14 protein-coding genes and 1 tRNA gene are annotated in these 16,691 nt (G+C 50.2%); 9 read left to right on the top strand and 6 right to left on the bottom strand.

The features are described from left to right. Positions 1-422: 422 nt before the first annotated feature. From HPS53_RS02785 to HPS53_RS02770, 4 genes are all read right to left on the bottom strand, one after another. Positions 423-1,304 (bottom strand): DeoR family transcriptional regulator, encoded by an 882-nt coding sequence (locus HPS53_RS02785; protein WP_172204210.1) that lies wholly within the window; start codon positions 1,302-1,304, stop codon positions 423-425. A 111-nt stretch (positions 1,305-1,415) separates the two neighbouring features. Further along, the gene (locus tag HPS53_RS02780; protein ID WP_172204208.1) at positions 1,416-1,706 is read right to left on the bottom strand and encodes a hypothetical protein; all 291 of its coding nucleotides are present in this window, start codon (positions 1,704-1,706) and stop codon (positions 1,416-1,418) included. A gap of 198 nt (positions 1,707-1,904) precedes the next feature. Next, a tRNA-Pro gene (locus HPS53_RS02775) sits at positions 1,905-1,978 on the bottom strand. A 231-nt stretch (positions 1,979-2,209) separates the two neighbouring features. After that, entirely contained in the window at positions 2,210-4,039 is a 1,830-nt protein-coding gene (locus HPS53_RS02770) for an FG-GAP-like repeat-containing protein (protein ID WP_172204206.1), read from the bottom strand. A gap of 410 nt (positions 4,040-4,449) precedes the next feature. Between HPS53_RS02770 and HPS53_RS02765 the strand changes: the two genes are divergently transcribed. The 7 genes from HPS53_RS02765 (at position 4,450) to tsaE (ending at position 12,323) form a co-directional block, all read left to right on the top strand. Continuing rightward, entirely contained in the window at positions 4,450-4,671 is a 222-nt protein-coding gene (locus HPS53_RS02765) for a hypothetical protein (protein ID WP_172204204.1), read from the top strand. 107 nt (positions 4,672-4,778) lie between these two features. Continuing rightward, positions 4,779-5,270 (top strand): exonuclease domain-containing protein, encoded by a 492-nt coding sequence (locus tag HPS53_RS02760; protein ID WP_172204202.1) that lies wholly within the window; start codon positions 4,779-4,781, stop codon positions 5,268-5,270. A 284-nt stretch (positions 5,271-5,554) separates the two neighbouring features. Beyond that, positions 5,555-6,802 carry a 3-phosphoshikimate 1-carboxyvinyltransferase gene (locus tag HPS53_RS02755; RefSeq protein WP_172204200.1) on the top strand — a complete coding sequence of 416 codons (1,248 nt, stop codon included), beginning with the start codon at positions 5,555-5,557 and terminating at the stop codon, positions 6,800-6,802. 12 nt (positions 6,803-6,814) lie between these two features. Then, on the top strand, positions 6,815-7,201 hold the full coding sequence (locus tag HPS53_RS02750; RefSeq protein ID WP_172204198.1) for a hypothetical protein: 387 nt from the start codon (positions 6,815-6,817) through the stop codon (positions 7,199-7,201). A gap of 59 nt (positions 7,202-7,260) precedes the next feature. Then, entirely contained in the window at positions 7,261-10,263 is a 3,003-nt protein-coding gene (locus HPS53_RS02745) for a tetratricopeptide repeat protein (protein ID WP_172204226.1), read from the top strand. After that, the gene (locus tag HPS53_RS02740) at positions 10,260-11,828 is read left to right on the top strand and encodes a PglZ domain-containing protein (protein ID WP_104369529.1); all 1,569 of its coding nucleotides are present in this window, start codon (positions 10,260-10,262) and stop codon (positions 11,826-11,828) included. Before HPS53_RS02745 ends, HPS53_RS02740 begins: the two co-directional genes overlap by 4 nt. A gap of 75 nt (positions 11,829-11,903) precedes the next feature. Beyond that, complete coding sequence (gene tsaE / locus HPS53_RS02735; protein ID WP_172204196.1) at positions 11,904-12,323, top strand: tRNA (adenosine(37)-N6)-threonylcarbamoyltransferase complex ATPase subunit type 1 TsaE; 420 nt, start codon at positions 11,904-11,906, stop codon at positions 12,321-12,323. A 144-nt stretch (positions 12,324-12,467) separates the two neighbouring features. On the opposite strand, the gene HPS53_RS02730 is transcribed toward tsaE, so the two are convergent. After that, positions 12,468-12,797: a hypothetical protein gene (locus HPS53_RS02730; protein WP_104369527.1), complete on the bottom strand. Its 330-nt coding sequence runs from the start codon at positions 12,795-12,797 to the stop codon at positions 12,468-12,470. A 2-nt stretch (positions 12,798-12,799) separates the two neighbouring features. Continuing rightward, positions 12,800-13,114, bottom strand: a complete 315-nt coding sequence (gene trxA, locus HPS53_RS02725) for a thioredoxin (protein WP_104369526.1) — start codon at positions 13,112-13,114, stop codon at positions 12,800-12,802. 1,056 nt (positions 13,115-14,170) lie between these two features. On the opposite strand from trxA, the gene HPS53_RS02720 reads away from it, so the two are divergent. Beyond that, positions 14,171-14,668: a calycin-like domain-containing protein gene (locus HPS53_RS02720; protein WP_172204194.1), complete on the top strand. Its 498-nt coding sequence runs from the start codon at positions 14,171-14,173 to the stop codon at positions 14,666-14,668. After that, positions 14,668-16,629: a TonB-dependent siderophore receptor gene (locus HPS53_RS02715; protein ID WP_172204192.1), complete on the top strand. Its 1,962-nt coding sequence runs from the start codon at positions 14,668-14,670 to the stop codon at positions 16,627-16,629. The genes HPS53_RS02720 and HPS53_RS02715 overlap by 1 nt, the downstream gene beginning before the upstream one ends. Positions 16,630-16,691 lie beyond the last annotated feature (62 nt).

Raw genomic sequence — 16,691 nt, 5'->3', positions numbered from 1 at the left:
CCCCCTTGTCCTCCTCCGACTGTTATTTCGTGCGCACTTCCTCCGGTGAGATAAGCGCCTATTACCTCGGCGGCGGCTTCGAGGCCTCCCGTCTTCTTGATGACGATACCGTCCTGAGGCTTTTCAAGACGTTGGTTTTCAAGTGAGCGTGTCGTTCCGTATCATGTGTACCTGATGCGCTCGGCGTGATTTCCCGGTTGTCGGATTAACAGCATCCGACAGCCGGGGACTCTTTTTTATGTCGAGCGGTACTGTGAGCCGGGGCGGCGGGAATATATTGAGGGATCCCATGGTCTTGGTGGTCATGGCGCCGATTGTAGTTTATGGCAGGTTGGACATTTTTGGTGATGGATTGCATAGCAAAAGTGCTGAGTGGCCATTTGGGGTGATAACAGAGCGGTAATCAATCTGTATTTGGTGTCCTAATAGTGTCTTTTGAGATATTCATCTATGAGTTTCTTTCTGTTTTCCTTGCTGATCCCCCGATGAACCCGAACCTTGGTTTTCAAATCAGAGAATACAGCCTCAAGGGCATTGTTGGTATTTGGAAGTCCTGTTTCCGGATGGTCATAGAAAGTCCAAAGCAGAGGGATGTTGCGTTTTATGCTCAGATATTCGCTGCGTAGTTTGGGTCGCATATATGGAGGTGTGACACGCTTGATTCTTTTATCGTGGACACGTTCATTGACAACATCCCTGTATTTCTCATACAATTCATTGAAAGCTCCGCAAAAACTTTCCTTATCGGTTTTTGCGATGATGTTTATCAGGTTCAGCAGCTCCCGCGAAGCCTCTATGTCCGGATTTTGAGTCAGATACCTGCGGACTATGAGCATCTGGTGGAACTGGCACATCTGTACAGGTATCGGTTTCAATGCCTGTGGCAGTCCTTTCATGCCGTCAATCGCAATGCCGTATATCCGGAACCCGTCGCTCTTCAACCATTCGATTCCCTCCACATATTGGGCAGCCGTCTCATGACGCACATACTTGTGCCATAAGACAATTCCCCGGAGAGCATCCTTAATAACCATAAGACCAAAGTTCCTGCCCCAATATGTGGTGTCCATCTGTACGGTCACATCCTTATGCTTTGCGATCTTATGGATATACCGCATTCCCTCCAGATCCCTGCGTATGGTCTTTTCGCAGACACCATATTTGGTCGCAAGCTGTTCCAGCGTCTGTTTGCCCTCTAAATAGTCGATGATAACCTTAGCTTTATCGCGCCTTATACCGCCATCAAAACGACGGCCCTTGCATTTATATCTTTGGGTACGGCCTCTCAGACCGTTACTGACCACATTTTTAGACCCGCAGAAAAAGCATTTTTTTAACCATATCAATAATTATCTTCGCAAAGATAATTAAATCAGCTGATTACACGAAATCCATCACCCAAATGTCCAACCTGCCTAACTTTTAAAGGTCTGCTCGCGCAGGTCGTTCTCTTTGTAGGGTTTCGCCAGATACTCTTTGTACTTCTCGACAGTGTCCGTGAATGTCGTGTATTCAAGCGGACACTTTATTTCCATCCACGGGTTCCAGCCACTGATGAGTTTGTCAGTAAGCCGCTTTATTATTTCTTTCCCGGCTTGACGCACCTTTGCCTTGCCTTTTATTCGGTCAAGCATAATCTTTTTACGCTTCATTGTGCCGCTGACGGGCTCGAATGCGTAGAAATAAACAGAATTTTGTTTTCCCATTGACAATAAAGGGGGTGTATATCCCTTTATTTCATTAATTGCGATTTTTTCGGTTGTGGGCATTTTTTTTATTTCTTTTCAGCGACGAAAAGAAATACGTTAATACTCGATAGATATGTGTTGTCTGACTTCTGTCCGACCATTAAAAGCAAAAACCTGCATAAAGAGTTGTTCTACAACGATTTATGCAGGTTTTTGTCGGGATGACAAGACTCGAACTTGCGACCTCACGCCCCCCAGACGCGTGCGCTAACCAACTGCGCTACATCCCGATTAAGTATGTAATATCCTTAATGCGGGTGCAAAGTTACTTATAATAGACGAAAGATGCAAATTTTGTCGGTGTTTTTTTATCTCAGATATGAAAAATAGATGTTTCGTGGAGTCAGACGGTAAAATATGAAATAAAGAAATAATATTTTTATAGATGATTTTAAGACAGATATTTCAATAAAACTTATAATAGAGAGCCGGCATGAATGACGCAGGCTCTCTATTCAAGCTTATTCTCCTAAGTAATATGAAGTGACCGGTGATTGAGGATATCCTATACTGCCGTGCATTATATAGCTGCGGTATAGCGGATCCTGCATGAGTGTGACGCGGCGGTCACGTGCCGGAATGGCGGTGCGGTATACTCTCAACTCACCCGGCAATGCCGTTATAATCTCTTCGCGCCAGTCGCCGTCAATGTCAGCCGTCATTAATATGCTGCCTTCGATGTCTTCTGTCAGCGTTTCGCCTTTCCATTTCCACACACTTTGTGTCCAGCGGCCGCTGTTGCGGTTACCGTTATTGCCGCTGCGGGTTATAGTCTCACGAAGCAAGTCGGCATCCCACCACAGCCAGGGGTGGGTTCCCGGTACTCCGCCCTGTTTTGTCTCCACTTTCTTTCCGTCTGCTGTCAGCAGATACTTATCCGTGCTGCCACCCTTGCGATCCTCGCCGGCGAAACATTCCATTCCGGGCCATTCGGGATTGAAGTCGGCCACCATACCGCTACCCACGTGATATGTAGTATGTCCGATATTCCATATCTGTTGTCCTGTTTTGGCGTCAACCACGCATACGCCTCTTCCGTCTTCTTTTTTCGGCTCAATAGCCAGGAATACTTGTAGCCCTTCCCAGTCGGGACGCAACTTGCACAGATAAGCCTTGTCGCTATGACCGAGTCCCGACGACCATAGTGCCGTACCGTTGTCGTCGAGCATGCACGAGCCGAGCAGTATCTCGTCGCGCCCGTCGTTATCCACATCGCCTGTCACCATGCTGTGCGCCCCCATGCTTCGTATCACCGGGTTCTCCTCGTCACCGTCCCAGCGCCATGCCCGAGTGAGTTTCCCGTCTTTAAGCATCCATGCGTCGACCACCATCAGTTTGTAAGTGCCGCGCGCCGCGAGAATATAAGGAGTCTTGCCGTCAAGGAATGCCACGCCCATCTGGTTGCGGTTCTGGCGTACCAGGTTGCCATATCGGTCGTTACGTTCGGGCCACGGCACGGAAGCTATTTCCTTACCTGTCATGCCGTCAAGTACTGTCATGAACTCACTGCCGCCGCACACACGGCCTTTCGGGTCTTTGATAAAGTCGGAGCCGGAAGTCTTTAGCGCTACCTCAGCACGTCCGTCGCCGTTGAAATCGTAGACAACGAAAGGCGAATACCATATTCCCGGCTCTATGCCCGGCTCGAGATCGTATGTCCACAGATATGTGCCGTCGTTGAGATAGGCCGATATCTTATAGGTTATTCCGGTCTTGTCGCCTGGCATTCCTGGATCTACGTTGCTCGAAGGGGTGCGCACTATGTAGTCGTAAGTGCCGTCACCGTTTAGGTCGGCCAATGCGATTTTTCCGGCCCGGTCGTTATCTTTCAGTTTGATTGACGTGTAAGGCTTTAGTTTTGCGAGTTCAACCTCAATCCGTCCTTCATCGGCGTTGCCTTTTACTGTTTTCACGCTATACACAGCTTTTGCCGTCGGAGCCTTATCTGTAAAGTCGCATGTTGTCGTGACTGGTTTGCGTGTGAGACGTTTTGTCTTGCCTCCTGTCTTACGGTAGACGTGGAATGCTGCGCCATCGCCATCGGAGGCAAGCAGCCGCCAGCTGAGATATACGCTTTTTCCGTCCTTGGCCGGTACGGCTGTAAGCCCGCGGTTGAGTTTCTCCGTGATCCTTTCGGCTGCATACCCGTCTACTTTTGGCTTGTATTCGTGTTTGGGTTCAAGCACTTCGTAGTAGTAATAGCGTTCACGCGGATCCTGTGCGTGAAGCTGCATGGCCGCGCAACACAATAATGCAAGCGCGGCAAAACGATAGTTTGACAGTTTGTTCATTATGATATTGTTTTAGTGATAGTAGTATTTCAAATCCCGTTTTTATTAGACGGACATACATGATGTATGGTTTAATTGCGGCATCATAAAGACGCTCTTTTTATTGTTTCCTGCTTTTGAATATCTTTTCCACTATTCGCTTATGTCTTTTAAAATACGGTGTCTCCGTCGGCTATTTATCCTGCTGTGTGCCGCTTTTTCCATTCCTCATGCTATTAAACATTTGTCTTTCTGTTCGTAATTCCATGGAAATGGTTAAATTTGCAATGTGGGTTCTGTTTATCGGTTCTTTTGTTAAAACGCGGTGGTTGCGCAAAGCGGATTATAATGTGTGACACATGTTAATAATAAAGTTGCTTTGGTATGGAAAGAGCGTTTGGTCGCAAAGATTGCAAATCCCGTAAGTCTTGGTGGAGAGAGACTATGACAGCTGTGATTTTATGGTAAACGACGGCAAATGCGGTAGTGTAGGTAAATTCATGGTAACAGAATTCGACCCGGATGATGATTGCGCAAAAGATACCGAGAGTATGATACGCTCTAAGTTCGTGCGCTTTATTACTCGGAGAGATAAGGAGGCACCATTCGCCAGTGATGAAAGTAATGCACACTGCGTGATATGTTTGAGGTGATAATGAAAAATCCGGATTTGGATTTCTTTGGATTAAAGTGAGATAAGAAGTAAAATGCCGGCAGACCTTCAATCGTTTGGTTTGAACTGTTAAATGCGTGGATATATATGAGAGACTTTGCGGCGATAGATTTCGAGACAGCCAATAATGAGCGCACGAGCGTGTGCTCTGTAGGTGTGGTTGTAGTCAGGGATGGTGAGATAACGGATACGTACTATTCGCTTATTCAGCCTGAGCCAAACTATTATAACTATTGGTGTACCCGGGTGCACGGACTCACCCGTGACGATACAGAGGAAGCGCGCGTGTTTCCGAAAGTTTGGGCGGATATAGAACCGTTGATAGCCGGTCTGCCGCTTGTGGCCCATAATAAATCCTTTGACGAAGGATGCCTGAAAGCCGTGTTCCGTTGCTATCAGATGGACTATCCCGACTATCTGTTTCATTGCACGTACTCGGCGTCACGCCGGACTTTTCCGTATCTGGCAAATCATCAGCTGCAAACGGTGGCGGCCGAGTGCGGCTATAATCTCGCTCGGCATCATCACGCACTGGCCGATGCTGAGGCATGTGCTTGGATTGCGAGAGAAATATTGTGACGCCTGTCTTGTGATTAACGGAAATTCAGTGTGCTAATTAATTAATGTTATTTCCTTTGCCGTGTATTCTATTTAGGCTATCTTTGCACGAGATAGGCGCATTTCGGTGGCTTCAGACAACTATGTTTTCTCTCGATTTGCCCCATCATCGGATGAGACAGAGCGCGTCTCGGCGCAGGTTGATGATCATGCCCGGTTGCTTGAAGTGGGTTTCATTTCGCTCATTCCGTGTTTTTTTGTAATACATATTATTTATTAAGATTAAAAAGAAAACCATATACAACATGCAATATGAACTGACCGCCCCGAAGCAGATTGTAGGAGAGATAGACTTGCCGTCGTCTAAGAGCATCAGTAACCGTGCCCTTGTCATCAGCGCTCTTGCCGGTGGCGATGTGATACCTTGCAATCTGTCAGACTGTGATGATACCGATGTGATGGTAAAAGCTCTTACAGACATGCCTGATGTCATTGATATCAAGGCTGCCGGCACGGCAATGCGTTTCATGACAGCCTTTCTTTCAGTGCGTCCGGGTACGCACGTCATCACCGGGACAGACCGTATGTGCCATCGTCCGATTGGCGTGCTCGTGAATGCTCTCCGTCGTCTTGGCGCAAACATAGAGTATGTGGGTGAAGAAGGTTTCCCGCCGCTGCGTATCACCGGCGGAGAGATAGAAGGAGGAACACTTGAAATACAAGGAAACGTCAGTTCGCAGTATATTTCCGCCCTGTTGATGATAGGTCCCGTGATGCGTAGCGGGCTTACGCTCAACCTCACGGGCGAAATAATCTCCCGCCCATATATCGACCTTACGTTGTGCATGATGGGCGATTTTGGAGCGGATGCAGTGTGGAAAGATAATCGGACTATAGAGGTCAAACCACGTCCTTATGCGGCACGTCATTATGATATAGAGAATGATTGGAGTGCCGCATCGTATTGGTATGAGATGGTCGCTCTTGGCGGGCCGGGCAGCAGGATTACCCTTTCCGGGTTGACGGACAGTAGCAGGCAGGGCGATTCATCGGTTAGATATCTTTTCAGTCTGCTTGGAGTGAAGACTGTTTTCGATGTCTCCGGTTCCGATGTGCCGAGAATGGTTACAATAGAGAATACCGGTCGCATGGTGCCGCGTCTCGAATATGATTTCATCAATGCTCCCGATCTCGCCCAGACGTTTGTCACTTGCTGTGCCGCACTTGGCGTACCGTTTCATTTCAAGGGCTTGCAGACATTGAAAATAAAGGAGACCGACCGTATAGAGGCATTGAAGACTGAGATGCGCAAGCTCGGTTATGTCATAGAGGAAATAGACGGTCGTGAACTCAGATGGACCGGAGAACGGTGTGATGCCGAGCCGATACCTGTCATCGACACATACGAAGACCATCGCATGGCTCTCGCTTTTGCTCCTCTCTCGATGAAAATCGATGGTCTGAGGATAAACAATCCCGGTGTTGTCACCAAGTCATATCCTCAGTATTGGAACGATTTGCGGCGTGTTGACTTTGATATACGCCAACTGTAAATCCCATAGTTTATGTTCGTTTTAGCAGCGGCAATAGTTGTTCTTGGCGTATTGACCGCCGTAATGGCAAAACTGTTCTATCGCAAAGACGATGACGGCGGTGTGGTGACAGTCGGGCAAGACTGCTCGGGATGTGCCGGTGGCGGCATTAAATGCAATATGGACTGCATGCTCGAAGCGGCAGCGAAAGAACCCGAATATTTCGATGACGAGGAGCTTGACGCATATTCCGGCAGACCTTCTGACGGATATACGGATGACGAGGCCGATGAGTTTGGCGCCGTGATGCTTTCCATGAGACCGGAGGAAGTGGCCGACTGGTGTCGCAGCCTTTCGCTACGGGGCATCAACGTACCCGACCAGATAAAAGATGAAATGATGCTTCTGATAGCCGGTTGAGTCAAAAGAAAAGCCTTTGGCAAACAATAAAACCACATATCTGAAGTTTAGATATAATGATGACACATCATAGAACGAGACATATAGTCCTGCTTTTATCCGCCGCGGTTCTGCTTGTGGTGGTGGGTTGTTCCACGCAGAAGAACACCGGCAAGAGCCGTTGGTGGCATTCGTTCAACGCCCGATACAATACTTATTATAACGGAAGCCAGGCATTTATAGACGGAGCGCTGGCCAAAGAGAGCGGCAACAAGGATAATTTCACGGAGATGATACCTCTCTATACTGTTGGCAACAAGGCAAGCCGCGATCTTGGCAAGACCAATTTCGACCGTGCGATAGAGAAATCGGAGAAGGCCATAAAGCTGCACAGCATCAAGCGGCGTCCCGAATGGACCAAGAGCCGTCGCAAGACAGCCAAGGATATAGAGTGGCTCAACCGCCGCGAGTATAATCCGTTCTTGTGGAGGGCATGGCTTTTGCTCGGTAAGTCACAGTTTCAGAAAGGTGATTTCGATGAGGCAGCCGCCACATTCTCCTATATGTCCCGCCTGTATGCCACACAACCGGCCATCAACGGCATAGCCCGTGCATGGCTGGCAAAAAGCTATGCCGAACTCGACTGGCTCTACGATGCCGAGGACGTGATAACGAAGATGCGGCGTGACACTATGCATTATCGTGCGGTGAAAGACTGGGACTATGCCTATGCCGACTATTACATACATGCACGGCAATATGACGAGGCGGTGAAATATCTTTCACGGGTGATAAAACATGAACGGCGCCGCAAGCAGCGTGCCCGTCAGTGGTATCTCATGGGGCAGATCCAGACCGAGCTTGGCAATCGTGAGGAGGCATATAGGGCGTTTCGCAAGGTCGTGCGGCAGAGTCCTCCGTATGAGTTGGAGTTCAACGCCCGCATAGCCCAGACCGAGGTCATGGCGGCAGGACGTTCCAGGCAGATGATACGTCGGTTGCGCCGCATGGCCGTTTCAGACAATAATAAGGATTATCTTGATCAGGTTTATTATGCCATCGGCAACATATATCTTGCCGAGCGCGATACAGTGAATGCCATTGCGGCATACGAGAAAGGTAATGAGAAGTCCGTTCGTGGCGGAATAGAGAAAGGCGTGCTGTTGCTGAAACTTGGAGATCTTTATTGGGTGAAAGAGCGGTATGCCGATGCCCAGCGTTGCTATGGAGAGGCGATAGGCCTGCTCGATAAGGAACGGGATGACTACGAGCAACTCTCCCGGCGTTCCAAGGTTCTTGATGAGCTTGTCCCCCATACCGAGGCGGTGCATCTGCAAGACTCTCTTCAACTATTGGCCAAAATGCCTGAGGCAGAGCGCAATGCCGCCATTGATCGTGTGATAGAGGCGTTGAAGAAAAAGGAAAAGGAGGAAGAACGTGCCGCCCGGGAGGCTGAGGTCGAAAAACAGTTGCAGCAGCAGGGTTCGCAAGGCAACAGCCAGGCGGCCGGTAATACCCCTGCGGCTCCTGTAAATCAGTCTGGACAGTGGTATTTTTACAATCCGATGGTCGTAAATCAGGGTAAGGCGGCATTTCAACGGTTGTGGGGAAAGCGTGAGAATACGGACGATTGGCAGCGTGTCAACCGCACCGTGGTAAATCTTGCCGCCGACACGGAGGCCGGTGTGGATAATAATGTCGATGAACTTTCTGACGATACGGCTGTTTCCGACTCCATTGCCACCGACAGTGTGACTACTGATGTTTTCGGGGCGGCGGCCGATAGCGTGGCTGACGATCCCCATAAGCGTGAGTATTATATGGCACAGATTCCTTTTACGGAAGAACAAAAGGCTGAAAGCGACAATATAATAAAAGACGGGCTGTTCAACTCAGGAGTCATTTTCAAGGATAAACTCGATAATCTCACTCTCAGCGAGAAAGCGCTCACTCGGCTCACGGGACAGTATTCCGACTATGACAGAAACGACGAGGCGTGGTATCACCTGTTTCTTATTTATTCACGTCGTGGCGATACCGCCATGGCCGAACACTGCCTTGCTCGTCTGCGCGATACTTATCCCGACAGCAAATGGACAATATTGCTTAGCGATCCTTATTTTGCCGAGAACGCCCGCTTTGGCGTTCATATAGAAGATTCGCTCTACGCCGCTACATACGATGCCTTCAAGGCCGACAGGTATGATGAGGTCAAAGCGAACGCACGACTTTCTGCCGAGCGGTTCCCTCTCGGAATAAACCGTCCAAAGTTCATTTTCATCAACGGATTGGGGCATCTTAACGACGGAGACGCTGCGGCGTGTGTGGCCGATATGAAAGAAGTGGTGGAGAAATATCCCGACAGTGAGGTTACCGAACTGGCCGGGATGATAATAAAAGGTGTGCAGGCCGGCAGGCGCTTGCATGGCGGCAAGTTTGATATAGGCGATATATGGTCTCGCCGCGGGGTGTCCGCCGACAGTGACTCCACAGCCACCGATACGTTGAGCATGGAGAGGAATACCGGTTTCGTGTTCCTCCTTGCGTTCCGTCCGGACTCTGTCAATTCCAATCAGCTGCTTTATGAGATGGCGAGATACAACTTTTCCAATTTCCTCGTCCGTAATTTCGATATTGTCGTCGATGACGACGGAGAAATCAGCCGCATGCTTATCAGCGGTTTCCTGAATTACGATGAGGCCCTGCAATATGCCCGCCGTCTCTATTCAGACAAAGATATGGCGGAGCGATTGAAAGGTTGTCGCCGTATAATAATAAGTGAGGAGAACTTGAAGCTGCTTGGCATCCGGTATAGTTATGTTGACTATGAGCGGTTCTTCGAGCGCTCGTTCGCTCCGTTGCGGGTCAGCGATGAGTCCCTGCTCGATATTCCGGAGACCATAGAGCAACCTGAAAACGGGGAAGACGGAGCGGATGAGGATGGCGAAGGTGCCGGCAGTGATAACGGATCCGGCGCCCGCAATGCCGATGAACTTTTCGACGGTATCGGACTGCCGCCGAACAATAATAACAATGAGCCGCCGGCAGACGGTTTCGATTTTGATGAAGACTTTTACAGATGAGCAACGGATTATTACTTTGGGCAGACGATGAGATCGAATTGCTGCGGGCGCACCTGCTGTTTCTTGAAAAGAAAGGCTATGAGGTGGTCACGGTGACAAACGGTCTTGATGCCGTCGAACAGTGCCGTCAGCAGAGCTTTGACCTTGTGCTGCTTGACGAGATGATGCCCGGCCTCAGCGGACTTGAGACATTGCAACGGATAAAGGAGATTGCTCCCGCGGTTCCGGTGGTGATGGTGACAAAGAGCGAGGAGGAGAACATCATGGACCAGGCCATAGGTTCGAAGATTGCCGACTATCTGATAAAGCCGGTTAATCCCAATCAGATATTGCTTGCCCTGAAAAAAAACATACATCGCAAGGAGATTGTGACGGAGGTGACGCAGAGTGGCTATCAACAGAATTTCCAACAGATATCCATGCAGATAAGCGACTGCCGCACATATCAGGATTGGATTGATTTATACCGCAGGCTTGTGCACTGGGAGTTGGAACTTAGCGGCACGTCAAGCAGCATGACCGAGATGCTTTGTATGCAGAAAGAAGAGGCCAACAACGGCTTCTCCAAGTTCATAAAGAAGAATTATCTCGATTGGGTAGACGCGCTTAATCCGTCATCTCAGGGCTTGGACCACCCCATGATGAGTCCCGAGCTGTTCAAGAGCAAGGTGTTCCCGGCACTCGACGCTGGCGAGAAGGTTTTTCTTGTGGTGTTTGATAACTTCCGTTACGACCAGTGGCGGATGATAGCCGGTGAGATAGGAGACTCATTCGACATAGAGGAGGACTTGTATTTCAGCATCCTTCCCACCGCGACGCAGTATGCTCGCAATGCCATTTTCAGCGGTTTGATGCCCAACAGGATTGCCGAGATGTTTCCCGAGCTATGGGTTGACGAAGACGAGGAGGAAGGAAAAAACCTCAATGAGGGACCGCTCATCGGCACGCAGCTCGACCGTTATCGCCGTCGTCACACCTATTCATATCATAAGATAAACGACTCTGCGGGAGCGGAGAAGTTCATGCAACAGTTCAAAAATCTCGGGCGGAATGACCTGAATGTGGTCGTATTCAATTTCATAGACATGCTCAGCCATGCACGCACGGAGTCGAAGATGGTCCGTGAGCTGGCAAATAACGAGTCGGCATATCGTAGCATCACTCTGAGCTGGTTCCGCCATTCTGTTATAGCCGAACTGTTCAGGCTACTGTCGCAGACAGACTGTAAAGTGATTGTCACCACCGACCATGGCTCGATACGTACAGACAAGCCGGTCAAAATAATCGGCGACCGCAATACCAACACCAACCTGCGCTATAAACTCGGAAAGAACCTGGCCTACGACAGCAAGGAACTCTTTGTCATCAAAGACCCGAGGCGAGCCCAGTTGCCCGCTCCCAACATCAGTACGAGTTATGTTTTCGCCACTGGTGACTCTTTTTTCGCATATCCCAATAATTATAATTACTACGTGTCTTATTATAAAAACACATTCCAGCATGGCGGCATATCTATGGAAGAGATGATAATCCCTGTGGTGACGATGACAGGAAAGAAACGGTGATGAGGCTTGTATCGCAACGATTGGTTGCGGATTCTGAAAATGCAGTTGTTAAATTGAAAATTACGAATTAAGCAAATGGAAATACAGATAAACGATTTGGAAAATATCCGCGAGGCGGCCCACGAGTTTGTGGCTGCCCTCGGAGAAAGCACGGTGATAGCTTTCTATGGTAAAATGGGCGCAGGAAAGACTACGTTCATCAAGGCAGTGTGTGAGGAACTCGGCGTCACGGACGTCATAACATCGCCCACATTTGCCATCGTCAATGAGTATCGCAGCGATACCACCGATGAACTCATCTATCACTTTGACTTCTACCGCATCAAGAAACTCGACGAAGTGTACGACATGGGCTATGAAGACTATTTTTACAGTGGCGCTCTATGTTTCATCGAGTGGCCCGAACTGATAGAAGACCTGTTGCCCGAAGACGCTCTGAGGGTGGAGATAGCCGAGCGTGAAGACAGTGGAAGGACTGTTTTGATAAAGGATTGAAATATACAGCCGTATTATTATGAGCGTTATTGCGAACCATGACGGTTTGTTATTGAATGCCGTAGCAACCTTGCCGTGACAAACCGAAAGAGGAATGACAGCGATAGCTTGTCATTCCTCTTTTCCTTTAAACCGTTATGAAAATTATTCCGTTCCTTCCTGAAAGTCGAGATCGGCCTGTGCCACGAAGAAGATTTCGTCGGGGTCATATATTCCGCGTTTGTCTTCCTCTGCTTTTTTGCATACGTATTCTGCCACTTTCTGCAGGTCGATGTCAATGTACCCGTCGCTGTCTCCTTCGGCATCGAGCACTCCGCTGGTGAAGTAGTACTCCACTATGGCATCCATCATGTACAGGATGTCATCGGTAGAGAACTTCTCTTTTATTTCCGCCGGCAGATTGTTGAGAATGAATTCCGCCTCGCGTGCGTTCTCCTCCTCGTCCATCCGCAACTCGTCTTCAAAGTCGGCCATAATCAGAGGAGGGTTTGCATTTTCTCGTTGATCTTCTCTTTTGAGGCAGCTCCCACAATCTTGTCTACCAATTGGCCGTTCTTGAAGAACAGCAGGGTTGGGATGTTGCGTATTCCGAACTCGGCCGCCACATCATCGTTCTCCTCAACGTCACACTTGCCCACGGTTATCTTGCCGTCGTACTCATCGGCGAGTTCGGAAACGATGGGGGCTATCATACGGCAGGGACCGCACCATGTAGCCCAGAAATCCACTACGAGCGGCTGCTCACTATTCTTTAATGTCTCGAAATTCTCGTTTGTAATCTTTACTTCCATAGCTTTATTTGTTTTATGGTGTTTTACTAATTGATAGTGCAAAGATACGACATTATTTGTTCGCTGCCAAGCGGCGGGTGGTTAAATAACCTAATTTTATGTGAGAGTAATATGTTTTTAATGTTCCTTTCGGTTCCGTGCCGTCGCGGCGGATGCGGCGGGATTGGGGCACGGGACAGTGTAAGGACATTATATATATAGTGGTCATTGTTTTGTATCGAGCGGTCGATGGCCTGCGGCATACGCTTCAACCGGGTGTTGTTCGCTACGGTTTATGCCGCGGTTGTAAACATAATATCACGAATTTAACACTTTATTTTTCGTCGAAATAGAAAAAACAGCGCGATACGGATTGCGATACACAAGGCTGCGGGCCGCTCTTTGAGAAACGGTGGTTTTGCCGCTGTTTTGCAACGGGATAGTCGTTGGAGGGTGTTTGGATAGTGGTTGCAGTGCGTCGGGTTGGTCGTCGGGTGATGACGGAATGCCCGTTGCGGCGCAACGGGACGCCGGTTGTGAAAAATCGGGATTGTATGTGGAGTAGGTTTTGTGTGTGGAGTAGGGGTGGCAGGCATATCACGCTGAAACACAAGTACTTGCGAAAATATCAAAATACGGCGATATTTTCGGCCGCGGGGTTTTTATTTTGAAATAAACGAATTATGGAACGCGTTTTGTCAACATTATTCAGAAGAAGCGTTTTGTAGTGCAGAGGTATTATTATCCGTAGTACAGAGTTTAGGGTTCAGGGTGCAGAGGTATGATTACTCGTATTTAAATAAGGCAGGTATGTACCTTTGCGTCTTTGCGCCCTTTGCGTTTTTATATTATTACTCGTAGTCAGACAAGGCCGGCATGGACGGTAAATAGAGTTCACCCTCTTGTCTTTAAATACATAAATCAATAATAAATATTATTCATCCGCACTCTACACTCTGAACTATAAAAGTCGTTTATTGTTAAAATCATAATTTTTAAGTATTGCACCGTCAATGGAATAGAATTAATTTTGCACCCGGAAAAAGACAAAAGACAAAACAATAAAATTAAAACTGAATGAAAAAGATTTTCAATTTGATGATGATGGTCGTGATGATGGCGGCCATGACAGTGGCAACGGCAAGTTGCGGTGACGATGAAGAAAGCGGCAGCACTCCGTCGGCTGCCGGGAATGTGGCGGGAGACTACTCCGGAGTGATGAACATGAGCCTGCCCGCAATGCCCGGTATTGCGATAGACCCGTTTGCCACGACGGTGAAAATAGCTGCCGGGAGCGACGGCACGGCGACGCTCACGCTGCCGGGAGCGTCTTATAATATGGGCGGCACGGATATGGTAATAGCCGGCTTCACGATGAAAGGCGTGAGTGTGGCCTCGTCAGGCAATGGCGCATATACCATCGGCCCGGCCGAGATAGACCTTGAAGTGGATGGAAAGGAATACAGGGGAGCGCTCAACGGAACGGTGACAGGTGGAAAACTCGCGCTCACATATTCGTTGAAAGTGGGCAAGATGCCTTTCGACCTCGTGTTCAAATTCATCGATAACAAATAATGTCCGGCAGCAGGTATTTCGCGTTTGTCATGTCGGCGGTTGTCCTCTCGGCTCCCGTGTCGGCCGGCCGAGGAGCGGAAATTCCGGCCGCGGGCTTGTCGGCGGCAGCCGGGGTGAGCGACTCGGTGGCTCTCGGCACGGTGGTGGTCACGGGGACACGCACGCCGAAGACGCTGAAAGACGTGCCGATAGTCACCCGTGTCATCACGGCGGCGGATATAGAGAAGCGCAACGCCGCCGACATCAAGGACCTGTTGCAGCAGGAACTGCCCGGCATGGAGTTCACCTTCGCCATGAACCAGCAGACGACGCTCGACATGCAGGGCTTCGGCGGCAACGGCGTGCTGTTTCTTGTCGACGGCGAGCGCATGGCGGGCGAGACGATGGACAACATCGACTATTCTCGCATCGACCTGCAAAGCATCGAGCGCATAGAGATAGTGAAAGGGGCGGCATCGTCGCTCTACGGCTCGGCCGCTGTCGGAGGGGTGATAAACATCATCAGCAAGAAGCAGCGCCGCGACTGGTCGGCCAATGCCGGCGGCCGCCACGGGGCGCACGGCGAATACCGCTACGGCGGGCTGCTCGGGCTGCGTAGTGGTGGGCTGAGCAGCGTCACCACGGTGCAGCGCACGGCGGTAGACGACATCAACCTGCTGAAGCCAGGGCAAATCACGGCCGGCGACTTCAACAAAATAATAGGAAACACGACGTGGAACGTGAAAGAACGACTCGTGTTTAAACCCTCTGAGCGGCTGACGCTCACCGCCCGGGGCGGTTATTTCTTCCGTGAGCGCAACACGTTGAAGAGCGTCAAAGACCGTTACAGGGATTATTCGGGAGGCCTGAGAGCCGACTTGTCGGTCGGTTCGGCGGGAAACATCGAGCTGAGCTACGGCTATGACCAATACGACAAAAGCGAATATACGGTGAAGACGGGCAGCGACGACCGCAATTACAGCAACCGCCAGCATGCGGTGCGGGCGTTGTACAACCATTCGTTTGCCGAAAACACGGTGCTCTCTGTCGGCGGAGACTGGTTCGGCGATTACCTCATGTCCTACCAGTTTGACGGCAACGGGTCGCGAAGCCAGTATAATATCGACGCTTTCGTGCAGATGGACTGGGCGCTGACAGAGCGACTCAGCGTCATCGGCGGCCTGCGGTTCGACTATTTCTCGGGTGCGTCCGTGCGCCATGTGTCGCCGAAGGCCGGCCTGATGTACAGGTTCCCGCACCTGTCGCTGCGCGCTTCGTACTCCGACGGTTTCCGCGCGCCGTCTCTCAAAGAGATGTTCATGGACTACGACATGGCCGGGATATTCATGATCTACGGCAACAGCGGCCTCCGTCCCGAGACGAGCGACAACCTGCAACTCTCGGCCGAGTACACGCGGGGGCGGTATAACATCACGGTCACGGGCTTCTGCAACTTCGTTGACAACAGGATAAGCACGGCGTGGAACACGGCTCTCGGCGGACAGTCGTACGTCAACATGTCGTCCATGCGCATATCGGGAGTCGACGCGAGCGTGTCGGCACGCTATCCCTGCGGCATTTCGGCTCATCTGTCTTACGTATATACCCATGAGAGCGTGAAGAACGGACTGCCGGTGGGCTTGTCTACCCGTCCGCATGCGGCCACGGTGCGCCTCGACTACGACCGGAGGTGGAGCGCACGGCAGGCCACGGGCATATCGCTCTCGGGGCGGTTGCTCTCTTCGGCTGACTGCATGGAGTACTCGCTGGCTTCGTTCGAGGAGACCGTGGAGCGGCATTATCCGGGCTACGCCATCTGGAAACTGACGGCCTCGCACCGTCTTTTCGACGCCTGCCGCCTGTCGGTGACGGTCGACAACCTGTTAGGCTACGTGCCGGAGTATTATTACTGCAAGTCGCCCGTGACAACGGGAACCACCGTCAGCGTCGGCCTTTCGGTGGATATCGACAGGATTTTTTAACCCTCCGTCTTGTGTCTCGTGGCTGTCGGCCGGAGTGCCGGTCGGCGGGCGATACACAGCGG

Origin of the sequence: Prevotella sp. PTAC (assembly GCF_013166535.1) — a bacterium.
GTDB lineage: Bacteria > Bacteroidota > Bacteroidia > Bacteroidales > Bacteroidaceae > Prevotella.
The sequence above is the reverse complement of the archived record's forward strand: the minus strand, read 5'-3'. Positions and strand labels throughout refer to the sequence as shown.